This window comes from Streptomyces sp. NBC_01478 (assembly GCF_036227225.1).
Taxonomy (GTDB): domain Bacteria; phylum Actinomycetota; class Actinomycetes; order Streptomycetales; family Streptomycetaceae; genus Streptomyces.
Genome location: NZ_CP109444.1, coordinates 1915832 through 1930257, shown reverse-complemented (window position 1 = coordinate 1930257; position 14426 = coordinate 1915832). Strand labels below are relative to the sequence as shown.

At 71.0% G+C, this 14426-nt stretch carries 11 protein-coding genes and 1 pseudogene; 1 reads left to right on the top strand and 11 read right to left on the bottom strand.

Translation table 11 applies throughout. The features are described from left to right. Nucleotides 1-10: 10 nt before the first annotated feature. The 6 genes and pseudogenes from OG223_RS08685 to OG223_RS08660 all read right to left on the bottom strand — a co-directional run bounded on the left by OG223_RS08685 (nt 11) and on the right by OG223_RS08660 (nt 5201). Complete coding sequence (locus tag OG223_RS08685) at nt 11-1087, bottom strand: NAD(P)-binding domain-containing protein (RefSeq protein WP_329244763.1); 1077 nt, start codon at nt 1085-1087, stop codon at nt 11-13. A gap of 42 nt (nt 1088-1129) precedes the next feature. Continuing rightward, a pseudogene (locus tag OG223_RS08680) lies at nt 1130-2272 on the bottom strand (LLM class flavin-dependent oxidoreductase). Nucleotide 2273: 1 nt separating this feature from the next. Beyond that, nucleotides 2274-3299, bottom strand: coding sequence for an ABC transporter substrate-binding protein (locus OG223_RS08675; RefSeq protein WP_329244760.1), 1026 nt, complete (start codon nt 3297-3299; stop codon nt 2274-2276). Between the two features lie 45 nt (nt 3300-3344). Beyond that, nucleotides 3345-4112 carry an ABC transporter ATP-binding protein gene (locus OG223_RS08670; protein WP_329244757.1) on the bottom strand — a complete coding sequence of 256 codons (768 nt, stop codon included), beginning with the start codon at nt 4110-4112 and terminating at the stop codon, nt 3345-3347. Then, a complete protein-coding gene (locus OG223_RS08665) occupies nt 4085-4987 on the bottom strand; it encodes an ABC transporter permease (RefSeq protein WP_329244755.1) in 903 nt (300 codons plus the stop codon). The genes OG223_RS08670 and OG223_RS08665 overlap by 28 nt, the downstream gene beginning before the upstream one ends. Nucleotides 4988-5117: 130 nt before the next feature. Continuing rightward, the gene (locus OG223_RS08660; RefSeq protein ID WP_315986669.1) at nt 5118-5201 is read right to left on the bottom strand and encodes a putative leader peptide; all 84 of its coding nucleotides are present in this window, start codon (nt 5199-5201) and stop codon (nt 5118-5120) included. 122 nt (nt 5202-5323) lie between these two features. Between OG223_RS08660 and OG223_RS08655 the strand changes: the two genes are divergently transcribed. After that, entirely contained in the window at nt 5324-5752 is a 429-nt protein-coding gene (locus OG223_RS08655; protein WP_329244753.1) for a secondary thiamine-phosphate synthase enzyme YjbQ, read from the top strand. A gap of 100 nt (nt 5753-5852) precedes the next feature. On the opposite strand, the gene OG223_RS08650 is transcribed toward OG223_RS08655, so the two are convergent. Genes OG223_RS08650 through OG223_RS08630 form a run of 5 tightly spaced genes read right to left on the bottom strand, consistent with a single transcriptional unit; the run spans nt 5853 to nt 14425 of the window. Then, nucleotides 5853-8954, bottom strand: coding sequence for an alpha-N-acetylglucosaminidase TIM-barrel domain-containing protein (locus tag OG223_RS08650; protein ID WP_329244750.1), 3102 nt, complete (start codon nt 8952-8954; stop codon nt 5853-5855). 23 nt (nt 8955-8977) lie between these two features. Continuing rightward, nucleotides 8978-9895 carry a beta-glucosidase gene (locus tag OG223_RS08645; RefSeq protein WP_329244746.1) on the bottom strand — a complete coding sequence of 306 codons (918 nt, stop codon included), beginning with the start codon at nt 9893-9895 and terminating at the stop codon, nt 8978-8980. Further along, nucleotides 9892-10839 carry a hypothetical protein gene (locus OG223_RS08640; RefSeq protein WP_329244744.1) on the bottom strand — a complete coding sequence of 316 codons (948 nt, stop codon included), beginning with the start codon at nt 10837-10839 and terminating at the stop codon, nt 9892-9894. Before OG223_RS08640 ends, OG223_RS08645 begins: the two co-directional genes overlap by 4 nt. A gap of 5 nt (nt 10840-10844) precedes the next feature. After that, nucleotides 10845-12275 (bottom strand): alpha-L-fucosidase, encoded by a 1431-nt coding sequence (locus OG223_RS08635; RefSeq protein ID WP_329244741.1) that lies wholly within the window; start codon nt 12273-12275, stop codon nt 10845-10847. 11 nt (nt 12276-12286) lie between these two features. Continuing rightward, complete coding sequence (locus tag OG223_RS08630; protein WP_329244738.1) at nt 12287-14425, bottom strand: GDSL-type esterase/lipase family protein; 2139 nt, start codon at nt 14423-14425, stop codon at nt 12287-12289. Nucleotide 14426 lies beyond the last annotated feature (1 nt).

Below are 14426 nucleotides of genomic sequence, written 5' to 3'. Positions count from 1 at the left end.
CGGAACGACCTCAGGCCGCGACCGGCTCCCCGGCCAGCAGCCGTCTGATGTCCCGTACCGCCGCACGCCCCGCCCGGTTCGCGCCGATCGTGCTGGCCGACGGGCCGTAGCCGACCAGGTGGACGCGCGGGTCCGCGGCCACGCGGGTGCCGTCGAGGCGGATGCCGCCGCCCGGACCGCGCAGCTTCAGCGGGGCCAGATGGTCGATCGCCGCCCGGAACCCCGTTGCCCACAGGATGACATCGGCGTCCACATGCCGGCCGTCGTCCCAGTCCACCCCGTCCGGCGTGATCCGGTCGAACATCGGCTGCCGGTCCAGGACCCCGTCCGCGATCGCCTGCCGGATGGCGTCGTTCAGCGGCAGCCCGGTCACGGAGACGACACTCTTCGGCGGCAGCCCCTGCCGCACCCGCTCCTCCACCAGTGCTACGGCCGCCCGCCCCACGTCCTCGCTGAAGGGCCCCTCGCGGAACACCGGCGGACGCCGGGTCACCCATGTCGTCGCCGCGGCGTAGGGGGCCAGTTCCATCAGGTGCTGGGTGCCGGACGCGCCGCCGCCCACCACGACCACCCGCAACCCGGCGAACTCCTCGGGCCCCGGATACTGCGCGGTGTGCAACTGCCGCCCCCGGAACGTCTCTTGACCCGGATAGCGCGGCCAGAACGGCCGGTCCCAGGTACCCGTCGCATTGATCAGCGCCCGCGTCGACCAGACACCGTCGGACGTCTCGACGAGCAGCCGACCGTCAGCCCCTTCTCGTACGGCCTTCACGTCCACCGGCCGTCGCACCCGCAGGTCGAAGGCCTGCTCGTAGGCGGCGAAGTACTCGGCGATCACCTCGGCGGACGGGCGGGCCGGATCGGCGTCGGTGAGTTCCATGCCCGGCAGCGCGTGCATTCCGTGCACCTTGCCGTACGTCAAGGACGGCCACCGGAACTGCCAGGCACCGCCCGGCGCGGGCGCGTGGTCCAGCACCACGAAGTCGCGCTCCGGCTCGAAACCGGTGCGCCGCAGGTGATAGGCGCCGGCCAGTCCGGCCTGCCCGGCGCCTATGACGACCACGTCGACCTCACGGGTGTTGTTCACGCTTCTACGAACAGCACCGGGGCCGTGGATCTTCCCGCGCGCTCACCGCCCGCTGCCCACCAGGAACGGCACTCCCGCCCGCGCCGCCCCCTCGACCAGCCCGCGCGCCGCCAGCTCGGGAATCACGCCCTCGCCGAACCAGTACGCCTCCTCCAGATGCGGGTACCCGGACAGCACGAAGTGCTCGACGCCCAGCGAGTGGTACTCCTCGATCAGATCGGCGACCTCGGCATGGCTGCCGACGAGCGCCGTGCCCGCGCCGCCCCGGACGAGACCGACCCCCGCCCACAGGTTCGGGTGGATCTCCAGCTCGTCCCGCGAACCGCCGTGCAACGCAAGCATCCGCTGCTGCCCCACCGACTCACTGCGCCCGAGCGCGGTCTGCGCCGCCGCGATCGTGTCCGCGTCGAGGTCGTCGAGCAGCCGGTTCGCGGTCGCCCACGCCTCGGCCGACGAGTCCCGCGAGATGGTGTGCAGCCGCACCCCGAACCGCACGTCCCGCCCCTCCCGCTAGGCCAGCCCGCGAATCCAGTCGATCTTCTCCTTGACCTGCGCGGGCGGTTCTCCCCAGGTGAGATACACGTCCGCATGCCGGGCGGCCACCGGCCCGGCGGCCGCTGACGACCCGCCGAAGAACACCTGCGGCACCGGATCGGGCGGCAGCGCGGTGAGCCCGCCCTCGACCCGGTAGTGGACACCGTCGAAGTCGTACGGCTCTCCCCGCCACACCCCTCGTACGACCGACAGGAACTCGTCCGTACGGGCATACCGCTGATCGTGGTCGAGACGGTCGCCGAAGCGTCGCTGCTCGGCCGAGTCGCCACCGGTGACGACGTTGAGCAACAGCCGCCCGCGCGTGAGGCGTTGATAGGTCGCCGCCATCTGCGCGGCCAGCGTCGGCGAGATCACCCCGGGCCGGAACGCCACCAGGAACTTCAGCCGCTCGGTGTGCTGCGCGAGCGCCACGGTGGTCAGCCAGGCGTCCTCGCACCACGTGCCGGTCGGGGTGAGCACCGCCTCGAAGCCCAACTGCTCGGCTGCCTTGGCGATTTGGGCCAGGTACTCGATGTCCGGCGGCCGCACCCCGCGGACCGCCCCCGCGCGGTTGGGCCCGTAGGCGTGCCGGTCGACGAGCGTACGGCCGTCGCCGCCCGTCGGCAGGAACCAGTGCAGACGCACGCCCATGTCACGAACCTCCCGTGGTGCGCGGCGCGGAGGTGGAGGCCGGCAACGTGCCGTTGTAGCGCGTGTCCACGAACTCGGCGAAGTCCACCTTCCGCGGGATCAGCTCGAGTTGGGTGAAGGTGTCGGCGATCTGCTGCTCCGAGGCGATGAGCGGCTTGTCGACGGCGACCGAGACCCGGGTCGAGTTGGTCCGCTTCACCGACGCCAGCGCCACCTCGTACGGCAGCCCGGTGTCCTTCGACCACACCTTGGCCCACGCCTCCTGGTGGGAGAACACCCATGTCTGGGCCCGCCGCAGCCGGTCCAGGTAGTCCTTGACGGCGGCGGCCTTCTTCTTGTCCGCCAGCGCGCCGGGCGCCGCCACCTGGAAGGTGAGGCCGTTCGTCACGCCCTGGCCGGTGGTGAGGACGCGGCCCTGCTCGGCCTGGAGGATCTGCGAGGTGTACGGGTCCCACACCGCCCACGCGTCGACCTTGCCGGAGGTGAACGCGGCCAGCGCGTCGGCCGGTTGGAGGTACTTCACCTTGACGTCGCTCAGCGAGAGCCCCGCCGCCTTGAGGGAGGCGACCAGTTGGAAGTGCGCGGACGAACCCTGCGCCACGGCTATGGACTTGCCCTTGAGCTGCTGCGGCGAGGTGAGCTTCGAGCCCTTCGGCACGAGGACGGCGTCGCCCTCGGAGGTGCCGTGCCAGGCGGCCACCACCTTGATCTTCGAGCCGGCGCCCGCGGCGAACACCGGCGGGGTGTTGCCGACCCCGCCGATGTCGACGGCCTTGGCGTTGACCGCTTCGAGGAGTGGCGGACCGGAGGTGAACGTGGACCACTTGATCTTGTAGTCCAGGTTCTTGAGTTCACCGGCGGCCCGCAGCACCGCCTCCGAACCGCCTTTCTGGTCACCGACGTTGAGCGTGAGGGAGCCCTTGCCGTCGGTGCCGGTCGAGGTCTCGGCAGCCGAGTTCCCGCCGCAGGCGGTGAGCAGGAGGGTGAGCGGGAGCAGCAGGGCGGCGGGGACGAGGCTTCGTCGCATGAGGGGGAGTCCGTTCTCGGTGACTGGGCTGATGCGTGGGGGAGTTCAGGCGGCTTCGGCGGCGGTGTCGACGCCGAGGCGTTCCAGGAGTCCGGCGCGCAGTTCGGCGAACCGGGGGTCGGTGATGTCGCGCGGCCGGTCGAGGTCGATGCGCTGCTCGTGCGCGATGACGCCGTCGTCCATCACCAGGACCCGGTCGGCCAGCAGCACGGCCTCCTCGACGTCGTGGGTCACCAACAGGACGGCGCAGCCCCGCCGTTGCCACAACTCGCCCACCAGCCGCTGGGCCTTGATCCGGGTGAGCGCGTCGAGCGCGCCGAACGGCTCGTCGAGCAGCAGCAGATCGGGCTCGCGCACCAGGGCACGGGCCAGCGAGGCGCGCTGCGCCTCACCGCCGGACAGCGTCTTGGGCCAGGCGTCGGCGTGGTCCCCGAGCCCGACCTCCGCCAACACCCGCTCGGCCACGGCACGTTCGGGCTTGCCGGGCAGTCCGAGCAGGACGTTGCGCCACACCTTCTTCCACGGCATCAGCCGGGGCGCCTGGAACGCGACGGCCTTGCGGCGCGGCACGAGGACGGTGCCCTCGATGTCCCGGTCCAGCCCGGCGAGGATGCGCAGCAACGTGGACTTGCCGCAGCCGCTGCGGCCCAGCAGCGCCACGAACTCGCCCTGCCGTACGTCGAGTCGGAGCTTGTCGATGACGGGACGGCCGTCGAAGGAGCGGGTCAGCCCCTCGACCCGTACCGCCTGCGCGGTCGCCGGCGACCCGGTCGCCGATCGCGCGGTCACCGGCCCGTGAACGTCGGTCGCCATTGCAGCAGCAGCCTTTCGAGGGTTCGGACGACGAAGTCGGCCAGCAGGCCGAGGAAGGCGTAGACGATCAGGCAGACCACGATCACGTCGGTCTGCAGGAAGTCCCGCGCCTGCACCATGAGGAAGCCGATCCCGGCGTCCGCGTTGATCTGCTCGGCGAAGACGAGCGCCAGCCAGGCGATGCCGAGGGAGTAGCGCAGCCCGGTCATCGCGCTGGGCAGCGCGCCCGGCAGCACCACATGCCGTACGAGCCCCCGGCGGGACAGCCCGAGCGACTCCCCGGCCTCGATCAACTGGCTGTCCACGCCCCGGATTCCGGAGTAGACGTTGAGGTAGAGCGGGAAGGTCACCCCGAGCGTGATGATGGCGACCTTGGGGGCCTCGCCGATGCCAAACCAGATGATGAACAGCGGGATCAGCCCGACGAACGGCACGGTCCGCAGCATCTGCACGGGGGCGTCGACCAGGTCCTCGCCGATCCTGAACAGGCCGGAGACCAGGGCGAGTCCGGTGCCGATGACGGTGCCGAGCAGCAGCCCGATCGCGACCCGCTGGAGCGAGGTGGTCATGGCCGAGGTCAGCGAACCACTGTCGATCAGATCCCAGCCGACGTGCGCGATCCGCCCGGGCGAGGCGAGCACATCGGAGGCCAACACACCTGTGCCGCTGAGGAGTTGCCACAGCGCGAGCAGCACGAGCGGGCCGGTGGCGCGACGCAGCCAGCGGGGGACACGGGTGCGGCGGGCGGAGGCGGGGACGAGGGGGACGAGGGGGACGAGATCGAGGGGCGAAGGAGCGTCCGTGTCGGTCTTCGAGGTGGATATACGGGAAATGTCGGGCCCGGAAGAGTCTGGTGGGGCATGGCTGATGCTCATGGGTGCTCCACGGAGTGGGGGAGAGCGTCCGGTGAGGAAGGGGAAACGCCTCAACGCCGCCGCGTCACGACGGTGTGCGCGGGCGCGACGGAGTGCGGGAAAAGACAGGGGGGTGAGGCGGAAGAAGGCGTCAGCAGCCGCGGCAACACGCGGCGGAGGCCACCCGCAGCAGGTCGATGTGACCGCGCGTGGTGAGCAGAACTGAACGCAACATGCGGCCGAAACTAGGTCAGATGGCGTGCCACGGTCAACGGTGTCTCGCGGACTGGACCCCTCGTATCACGGGCCGGGCGATCGACCGGGCGGAGGGTCTGAGGGATGGGTCAGGATGGAGGCATGTCAGCCGCCTTCACCACCCGAGTCCTCAACGTCGCCACCGGTTCCAGGGAGCGGGTCATGGACCTGACCCGCGACTGCGAGGCCTTCCTCCGGGAGGCGGCGACCGGCCGTGACGGCCTCCTCAACATCTTCGTCCCGCACGCCACGGCGGGTGTCGCGATCCTGGAGACGGGCGCCGGCAGCGACGACGACCTCCTCGCCGCCCTGCACACCCTCCTCCCCGCCGACGACCGCTGGCAGCACCGCCACGGCAGTCCCGGCCACGGCCGCGACCACGTCCTCCCGGCCTTCGTACCGCCGCACGCGACGTTGCCGGTGGTGGGCGGGCGGCTGGAGTTGGGGACGTGGCAGTCGGTGTGTCTGGTCGATACGAACAGGGACAATGTTGAGCGAAAGGTTCGTTTGAGCTTTCTTGCGGGGTCGTGATCCAGAGTCTGATCTCCCGACGCCTCGCACAAGCACCGGCGCCGCGCCGGCATCTTCGGCCGGAGCGGCGCCATCGGAGCATGGACCTGAATGGGAACGTTCAGGCGACTGTGAGCCCCTCGAACGCGGCGACGCCCCGGGTGCCGGTCCAGCCGTTCGCCGCCGTCATGAAGACCCCGGCGTCCTGGGTGTCCGCCGCTCCGCCCGGCGTGGCGGTGCCGACCGTCGTCCAGTTGACGCCGTCCGTGCTGCACTCACCGGTGTACGAGCCGCCGGACCTGGTCAGCCGCAGCCGCACCGGCGGGGTGAACGCCCCGGAGAGCGCGATGGAGTCGAACCGGCCGTCCCCGTCCGTGTCCCACGACAGCGCGCACCCGTTGGACGGCGTCACCGCGAGATTGACGTACCCCGCCGATCCGTCGGCCGACAGGTCGTTGCGCACGATGAGTCCGGCGCGCGCCCAACCCCCGGTGGCGTCCTGTGAGGTGACGGTCACTGTGGCGACCGAGCTGTCGCCGAAGGCGCCTGCCCGGTAGACCGCGCCGAACTCGTTCGTGGCGCCCCACAGGTCCGCGCCGCCGCCCTCGACGGCCAGCGTGTCCCCGGACTCGCCGAACACCGCGTCGTTGAACGAAGCCGTACGGTACGGCGCCTCGACACCCGTTCCCACCAGCAGCCGCACTGCCGCGATCGCCGACCCAGCCGTGCCGCCCGTCCGGTACGTCGCCGTCACCGGCACCCTGGGCACCGGCTCCCCGGCGGCCGCCCCGGCCAGGGCGACCCTGAAGGACGCGGAGAACGACTCGCCCGGCGCCACGGAGGCGGCCGTCACCATGCCGGTCGGCTCCGCCGACATACCCTCCGGCGGGTCGACCGACAGCGTCACGCCGGTCGCCGCCGCGAAGCCGTTGCGGTTGGTGAACGTCACGGTGACGGTGGCCGGCCGACCGGCCGACAGCGAGCCCCGGTCGGCGGAGGCGGCCAGGTTCGTCTGGTGGGGGTCGACGGCCAGAGTGTCGCGGATCAGGTCGGCGAGCCGGTGGACGTCCCCGCTGGCCCGGACCGGGTAGGTGTCGTGCCGGTGCGCCCAGGTGTCCTCCAGCGCGAACCAGTCGATGGCCGCGGGCTCCTTCCCCTTCTTCAGTGCCGCCGACAACTCGTCGAAGTACGTACGCCAGCGCGTCAGATAGAGCCCGCCGACCAGCCCGGACCACTCCCGGTTGGCGTAGTCGTGCAGCCCCTCGTCGCTCTGCGCGCGGCCGCCCCAGGTGGTGATGATCGACCGTGCGTCGTACTCCAGTTGGTCCTTCTCGGCTCCGGTGGCGCCCCAGGACCGGGCGTCGGCCAGCCACTTCCCCAGCAGGTGCTGCTCGCTGGTGGCCAGCACCCGGTCCATCAGCCGCATCCAGTCCAGCCACACCGAGGTCAGCCGGTCGAAGCGGTCGGGGTTCCCGGCTTCGTACGCCGACTTGATCTGCGGCAGCAGTATCCGGCTGCGGTTGGACAGCACCTGCCGGGCCACGTCGGCCAGGTCGTACCGGTAGGCGGAGCCGGCGCGCAACGCGGCGGGGACGCGCAGCAGTTCGGTGAGGGCGGTGTCGAACACCGTGGTGTCGTATCGGTCGGACTCCGGGCCCCAGGCTGCTGCCTTGTTCGCGCCGAGACTCGGCCGGGCGCCGAACAGGCCGTCGGGGGCCTCGCTCCAGGAGTCGGCGCGCGTCATGTTGTACGCGGTGTCGCGGATCGTCCGCCATGCGGTGACGGCGTGCTGGTCGGCGGCGCCGTAGCGGGATGTGGCGTAGGCGGCGAACCAGTCGTCCAGGTCGATGCTGCCGGGCGTCCAGGCCAGGTCGGTCAGGAGCGCGAAGGCGGCATGGTTGTTGTCGGCGGCCTCGGGCATCGCGGCGATCCCGGCGAGCGTGCTGCCCTCCTTGTCCCGCCACTTCGGGTACACGTCCACCCAGTCGGGAGCGTTGGCGCCGATCGGGGTGTGGCCGCCGAAGTTCCAGATGCTGCCGAAGGCGTACGGGGTGCCGCCCCAGTCGCTCTCCCGGTCGGTCACCGTCGTGTAGCGGTCCGACAGGCCGTCGACGACCAGCATCCGGCTCTTGTCGACGGCCTCCAGGATCGCCTTCGACGGGTTGGTCTGCCAGCCCAGGATCGCCCACACGGCACCCGGGTGGGCGGCCTGCAGCGCGGCCTCGACGGCCTTCGCGGCGTCGCCGACCGGCACGTCACCGGCGTTGCCGCCCTCGTGCAGCAAGTCCATCTTGTACATCGTGCTGTCGCCGAACCGCTGCGCCTGGTTCCGGTAGAAGCCGGCGGCGACCTCGGCGAAGGCCGAGGTGCGGGGGTCGAGCCAGTCGGGGCGCTTGAAGGCTCCCCAGGTGCCCTGTGCGACGATCGTCGCGTCGCCTCCGTGCCGGTCGGTGAACCCGTCCGGCACGGTGCCGAAGTAGCCTGGCAGTACCGGCGTCATACCCAGCTCCCGCACGCGGCCGATGACCTTCTCTGCGAGGGCGGCCCGCTCCTCGATCAGCCTGCGGGGCGTCGGGCCGCCGAAACCGGACATGTTCTGCAGCAGCCACCAGGGCTGGTGGGCCGGGGCGGGAATCCAGGCCCTCACCTCGGCGTCGGAGTAGCCGAACTTCCGGAACGTGTCGTAGTAGACCGCGTCGCCGCCGATGTACACCAGCACCGCGTTGACTCCGTGCAGCGCGAGCACGTCGAGTTCCCGCTCCCATGTGTCCCACTTCCGGTACGGCGCCGTGTAGCCCTCGCTGGTGTCGTTGAAGGCGAACCGGTGCGGCACGTTCGCCGATCCGCTGATCTCCCCGCCGGGCGCGGGCAGCAGCCGGGGAAGGTCTAGCTGCTCGCCGTTCCAGGAGACGGAGGCTTGTGCGACCTGCCTGAGGTAGGTGTGAAAGCCGGTGAGCAGCACCGCCGGGCTGGTGCCCTCGACGGTGATCTGCCCGGTCCGGCCGGTGACACGGAACCGGTCGCCCTCCCCGGTGACGGGACGCAGGGTGATCTGCCGATGGTGGTCGGGCACGAGCCGCCGCAGCGCGGCCGCCGCGGGAGCATGATCGAACCGGCCACTGGACGCGAACGCGCCCTGTGCGCGGGGCAGTAGCGTGGCGCCGCCCAGCACGATCGCACCCGTCAGTACCCGTCTGCGGGTGATGCCTCGGTTGTCGTTCATGAACGTCATGTCCTTCCCGGCGCTCAGGCGACCGTCATCGTGAACACGTGCAGAGCGGCTACGCCCGACTGGAGGCCGTCGCTCACTTTCGGCAGGACCAGAGACCGCAGCTCCTTGCCCGAGTCGAGATCGACGCCGAAGGTGTAGAGACTGACCTGGTTGTCGTCCCGGCCCGTGGCGATGTGGCGGTAGGGCAGCACGACGGCCGCCGACGCGTTCGCCCCGTACCAGTCGGGGACGTCGACGGAGAACGCCTGCTCGGAGCCGTCGGCGTAGACGACCTTGCCGTCCCCCTTGCCCGCGCCCCAGGTGCTGGTGCCGAGGAAGGCCAGCCGGGAGCCCGAGCCGGACAGCAGCACGGTCTGCCCGGAGCAGATCACGTTGTCGAGGTTCCCGGGCCGGGTGTCCGGCCAGGTGAAGGTCACCCCGTTGTACGTGACCGCCGCCCCCGGGGTCAGCCCGGCCGCTGCCAGTGCCTGCGCGGACAGGCTGGACGCCGAACCGTCGATGTCGGCGACGGTGAGGGCGTCGTCGGAGGCGATGCCGGCGTTGTCGAAGGCGCCGGGAAGCGACCGGTACGGCAGCAGTACCGAGGAGGACGCGCGGGTGCAGTCGGAGCTGCCGGGGCCGACGTCGAAGAGGGCATGGGCGGTGAACGAGACCTCGCCCTCGGCGTCGTCGGCGAGCCGGGTGCGCCAGGTGCGGGTCGCCGATCCTCCGGGCGCCAGGCGACCGAGGGCGGACGGCCGTCCGGTGCCGTTCACGGCGAGGTACAGGACGGTGCCGAGCAGCCCGACCCGGGCGGTGTTGGTGAGGGTGGCGGTCAGGGTCACGGCCGAGCCCGACTCCGGAGCGGACGGTACGACGGTGAGTGAGACGGGCGGGGTGAGGAAGTCCTCGTCGGGGCGGTAGGTCTGACGGTGTGTCCGGCCGGTGTTCATGACTCCTCCACGGTGAAGTGGTCGAACACGGCCTGCACGGTCGTGCCCGGGTAGTTGAGGTTCACCGCGCTCGCCACCACCCCGGCGTCCAGGGCGCCGCTCGCGGAGGGCACGGTCGCGCTGCCGATCTCGTCCCAGGCCAGCCCGTTGCCGGTGGCGTACGCCGTGTACGCGGTCCCGGAGCGGACCAGTCGCAGCCAGGCGGGGTGGTAGGAGGCGCCGCCGCCGGCCCAGGTGTCGAGATGCCCGTCGCCGTCGCTGTCGGTCATGAACTCCAGGCCGTAGTCGAGCGACATGGTGAGCACCGCGTAGCCGCCCTTCTCCGGCGCCGTGAGGTCGTTCGCGACCGCGATCCCGTACTTGGCCGAGGGGTTGTCGCTGCCGGTCAGGCTGACCGTCTCGACCTGCACCACGCTGGACTCGCCGGCGGCGCCGGGAAGGTGGATGACGCCCTTTTCGTCCGTGCCGCCGGACAGGTCCCGGCCGCCCGCCCAGATCACCAGTTGGCTGCCGTACTGGCCGAAGGCCGCGCCGTCGGCGGTGGCGAAGGAGCGGTAGGGATCCCGTACCCCGACCGGCCGGTAGGGCACGGTGAACGTTCTGGCGGACCGGGCGCAGTCGGCGCTGCGCCCGGCGACGTCGAAGACGACGTGCGCGGTGAACGACACGTTCCCGGCCACGTCCGTCGGCATCGTCGTCGCCCAGCTACGAGTGATCTTCGCGCCGCGGCGCAGGTCGCCGAGCGGGATCGTCCTCGTCGCGGTCGTCGCGCCCGGATCCATCAGGTAGAGGACGGCGTTGCGGAGCGGGAAGGGGCAGGTGTTGGTGAGGACGGCGGTGGCGGTCAGCGCGTCGCCGCTCGCCGGGTCGGCCGGATCGGTGGTGACGGTCAGGGCGGGGCCGAGGGTGTCGAGCGCGGTCCCGGTCGCCGTACGCGTCGTCATGCGGCTCACCTTCGGTTCCAGTCGACGGTGAAGGTGTTGGCGATGTCGCTGGGCAGGGTGGCCGGGACCTGGATGTGGACCTTGCCGTCGCTGCGGGTCCAGCGCAGCGGCTCGCTGTGTCCCAGTAGCCGGATCTGTGAGTCGGCGCTCACGGGTATGTCGGCGGGCACCGACAGCGTTCCGCTGGGGGCGCCCAGCACGATGATGTTGAACTTGCCCGGAGAGACGGTGTACCGGATACCGACGGGGCTGCCCTCCTCCTCAGCCCGCAGCCACGGCGTGGAACCGTAGATCGCAGGGCCGTTGACGTCCAGCCAGGCGCCGATGTCAAGCAGCCGCTGCTGCATGATGTCCGGGATCGTGCCGTCCGGCCTGGGGCCGATGTTCAGCAGCAGGTTTCCGTTCTTGCTGGTCACATCGGCGAGCAGGTGGATGAGGAACTCCGAGGTCTTGTAGTCCTCGTCCAGCTCGAACTTGTTGTAGCCCCAGGAGTAGCCCATGGTGATGCAGCACTCCCACTTCTGCGGGTCCATCGTGGGGTTGGTGCGCTGCTCGTACGTCGCGAAGTCGAAGTGGGTGTCGAAGCGGTCGTTGACCACGACCCCCTTGGGCCGGGGGCGGTTCATGGCCCGGTTGTAGTAGTGGGCCATCGGCTCTTCGCTGCGCCACGGCGTGGTGTCGGTCTTGCGGAACCACTGGCCGTCGGCCCACAGCAGCTCGGGGTCGTAGCGGTCGATGATCTCGTAGAGCTGCTTCAGCTCGTAGTCCCCGACGTAGTCGTCGACCGGCTGGTAGCCGGTCATGGGGACCTCCTGGTCGGTGTAGAAGTTCTTCATGGGCCGGTCGAGCGCCGGGTTGAAGAACTCCCCGAGCGAGTAGTACAGGCCGGGCCGTACGGTGCCACGCCTGCGCGCCGCCGCCATCAGCTCGCCCACCAGATCACGCTTCGGCCCGTACTTCCCGGCGTGACGGTCCGTCACCTGGCTGGGGAAAAGCGCGAATCCGTCATGGTGCTTGCTGGTGAGCGCGAAGTACTCGGCGCCCGCCTGCTCGAACAGCCGCACCCAGGAGTCCGGGTCGTAGTTCTCGGCGGTGAACCGCGGGATGAAGTCGTCGTAGACGAAGTTCTCGCCGTAGGTGTCGCGGTGGTAGGCCCACGTCTGGTTGTTCTTGTCGCTCTGGTACCAGAGGTACCACTCGGCGGCCATCTGCCGTGCGGAGCCGGCGGGGACCGAGTAGACGCCCCAGTGGACGAAGATGCCGAACTTGGCATCCTTGTACCAGCGGGGGACGGGGTGGGTGTCCAGAGACGCTTTGGTGGGGAGGTAGCCGGGACTGCCGTTGGCGATCGCCTGTGCGGCGCCGGGCGGGGCGAGCAGCACGGCCCCGCCGAGAGCGGTGGCTGTCGTCAGGAACCTTCTGCGGCTGACGGTCAAGGAACTGCCTCTCAGTGAGTGGTCGAGAAGGAGTCGAAGACGGCGGTGGTGGTCTCGCCGGGGTAGTCGAGGTTGACGGCGCTCGCGACCAGGCCCGCGTCCCCGTCGCCGCTCGCGGACGGCACGTTCGCGGTGCCGACCTGCTGCCAGGCGGATCCGTCGGTGCTCGCGTAGGCGGCGCAGGCGCTGCCGTCGCGCACGAGCTTCAGCCAGGCGGGGTGGTAGGAGGCGCCGCCGCCGGCCCAGGTGTCGAGCTTGCCGTCGCCGTCGCTGTCGGTCATGAACTCCACGCCGAACTGCCGGGACATGGTCAGCACGGCGTAGCCGCCCTTCGCCGGATCCGTCAGGTCGTTGGCGACCGCGATTCCGGCTTTGGCGGAGGGCCCGCTGCCGGTCTGGCCTACGACGCGGGCGATGACGCTGCCCGAGGCAGGCGCGGCACCGGGCAGGTAGACGGCCGCCTTCTCGTCCTTCCAGCCGGACAGGTCCTGGCCGCCGGCCCAGATGGCGAACTGGCCGCTGTTCTGGGCGTATTGGGCGCCCTCGGCGGTGGTGGTGGTCAGGTACGGCGCCCGGACACCGGTCGGGGCGGGGACGACGGTGGCGTCCACGCTGTCACTGTCATGCCGGACGCGCCCACTCTGGCGGAAGGACGACGCGACACCGATCCGGGCGGCGCCCCATGTGGCGTCGGCCGACGGGGTGACGGTCCAGGTCACGGTCGTGCTGTCGCCCGGGTCGAGCGTGCGCCGGCCGGTGCTGTCCGCCGTCGCGGTCCAGCCGTCCGGCAGGTCGAGCCGGGTGCGCACCTCCGTTACGGCGCTGCGGCCGGTGTTGGTGACAGCCGCCGTGATCTCCGAGCCGTCCCCGGAGCGCAGGCTCGGCAGGTACGGGGTGAGCCGGACTCGGGCGGAGGGGCAGTCGCGGGCCACCCGGAGGCCGGCGAGGTCGACGGCGTCGGCGAACGCCTTCATCCCGGTGTCGTTGGGGTGCAGATGGTCGCCCGAGTCGAACGCGGCGGCATAGCGGGTGGGGTCGGCCGGGTCCCGTACCGCCCTGTCGAAGTCGGCGTAGCCGTCGAAGACGCCGCCGGAGTCCCGGACGAACGTGTTGACCTGCTGCCGGTCGGCCTCCTTGGCCTCGGTCCACCAGTCGCCCCAGCCGCGATACGGGACGACTGTCGCTCCGATGACCCGCAGACCGCGGGCGTGCGCACGGCGCGCGATCTCCTTCATGCCGTCGATCACCTGAGTGCCGGTGGCACCGCCCCAACTGAGGTCGTTGACGCCCTCGAAGAGGATCACCGTCCGGGCGCCCGGCTGCGACAGCACATCGCGCTCCAGCCGGTCCAGTGCCGACGGGTTGCCGTCGGTCCCGGCCGTGATCCGGTTGCCGCTGATGCCCTCGTTCAGCACTCCGGCAGTGGTCGAGCAGGCAGACAGCCGCCCCGCCAGATAGTCGGGCCAGCGCCGGTCGGCGTTCGCCGTGGAGGCCGCCCCGTCGGTGATGGAGTCGCCGAGCGCCACCACGGAGCCTCCCGTGTCACCGCCCCGTACGTCGACACCGGTCAGGAACGGGAAGGTGGAGTCGGTCCTGGTGAACGCGTCTCCGCCGACGTCCCCGGCGTGGTCCCCGCCGCCGTCGGGCGTCCAGTAGACCGTCTGGAGACCCATCCAGTGCTGGCTGATGTGGGTCAGCCGGCCAGGGAAGTACAGGCTGACGACCAGATCGCTGCGGGCCGGCACCCGGAGCCGGACGGAATCGCTCACCGCCTGCTCCCCGGCGGCGATCGTCACCCCGTCCTTGCCGCCGAACCGCAGCTGGTACGGCTTTGCGACGGCGGCGCCACTGTCCCGGCGCCCCACGGTCGCGTGCCCGATCGTCACGGGCTCGGTGGTGAAGCCGTTGGTCAGCCGGATCCGCACACTCGACCCGCCGGCGCTCACCCGCACCGGTATCCGTACGGTCACCTCCGAGGTTCCCGGGTCGTACGAGGCGTGCTGCGCGGTGGTCCAAGTACCCGTCCACGCCCGCTGACCGGCCTCGGCGGGCCCCGCCGGGAGGAGCACCGTGAGGAAGGCAGCCACGGCTGCTGCCAGTGCCGCGCTTCTTCGGCGTCCGCGCAGGTGTCCACGCAGATGTCCAAGCACA

What these genes read in the sequence shown, in the direction of transcription:
- OG223_RS08640 (WP_329244744.1), bottom strand. Translation starts at nt 10,839, where the DNA reads ATGACGACGCGTACGGCGACCGGGACCGCGCTCGACACCCTCGGCCCC.
- OG223_RS08660 (WP_315986669.1), bottom strand. Translation starts at nt 5,201, where the DNA reads ATGTTGCGTTCAGTTCTGCTCACCACGCGCGGTCACATCGACCTGCTG.
- OG223_RS08665 (WP_329244755.1), bottom strand. Translation starts at nt 4,987, where the DNA reads ATGAGCATCAGCCATGCCCCACCAGACTCTTCCGGGCCCGACATTTCC.
- OG223_RS08645 (WP_329244746.1), bottom strand. Translation starts at nt 9,895, where the DNA reads ATGAACACCGGCCGGACACACCGTCAGACCTACCGCCCCGACGAGGAC.
- OG223_RS08670 (WP_329244757.1), bottom strand. Translation starts at nt 4,112, where the DNA reads ATGGCGACCGACGTTCACGGGCCGGTGACCGCGCGATCGGCGACCGGG.
- OG223_RS08650 (WP_329244750.1), bottom strand. Translation starts at nt 8,954, where the DNA reads ATGAACGACAACCGAGGCATCACCCGCAGACGGGTACTGACGGGTGCG.
- OG223_RS08655 (WP_329244753.1), top strand. Translation starts at nt 5,324, where the DNA reads ATGTCAGCCGCCTTCACCACCCGAGTCCTCAACGTCGCCACCGGTTCC.
- OG223_RS08675 (WP_329244760.1), bottom strand. Translation starts at nt 3,299, where the DNA reads ATGCGACGAAGCCTCGTCCCCGCCGCCCTGCTGCTCCCGCTCACCCTC.